The 663-nt window shown below is 73.9% G+C and carries 1 protein-coding gene; it reads right to left on the reverse strand.

Translation table 11 applies throughout. The annotated features are described in order from the left end of the window. Positions 1–663, reverse strand: a 663-nt coding sequence (locus AX737_RS17965; RefSeq protein WP_156453812.1) for an HAD-IC family P-type ATPase, incomplete at both ends; no start/stop codon positions are given.

Consider the following 663-nt stretch of genomic DNA (forward strand, 5'->3'; position numbering starts at 1 on the left):
TGTAGACGAAGGCGAAGAACAGGTTCTGGCGGATGTTGCCCATCACCGCCTTCGAAAGGCGCCGCGCCCGCACGATCCCCATCAAGTCGCCCTTGAGCAGCGTCAGGCCGGCGCTCTCGATGGCCACGTCCGTGCCGGTGCCCATCGCGATGCCGACGTCCGCCGCGGCGAGCGCGGGGGCGTCGTTGACGCCGTCGCCCGCCATGGCGACCACCTGCCCGGCCGCCTTGTAGCGCTCGACCACGGCGGCCTTCCGGTCGGGCAGCACCTCCGCCTCGACCTCCTCGATGCCGAGGCGGCGGGCGACGGCCTCGGCGGTGGTGCGGTTGTCGCCGGTCAGCATCACCACCCGGATGCCCTCGGTCCGGAGCGCCGCCAGCGCCTCCGCGGTCGTCGCCTTGACGGGGTCGGCGATGGCGATGACGCCCGCCACCCGTCCGTCGACGGCGGCGAAGATCGCGGTCGCGCCGTCTCGCCTCAGTTCGTCCGCCCCTGCCGCATATGCCGACACGTCCACGCCATGCTCGCGCAGGAAGGCCGCGTTGCCGAGCGCAACCCGGCGCCCCTCCACGGTGCCGAACGCGCCCTTGCCGGTCGGGCTTTCGAAGTCGGCGACGGCGGCGGTCGCGACGCCGCGCTCCTCCGCGGCCCGCACGACCGCCG

This window comes from Methylobacterium sp. CCH5-D2 (assembly GCF_001556475.1).
Classification (GTDB): domain Bacteria; phylum Pseudomonadota; class Alphaproteobacteria; order Rhizobiales; family Beijerinckiaceae; genus Methylobacterium; species Methylobacterium hispanicum.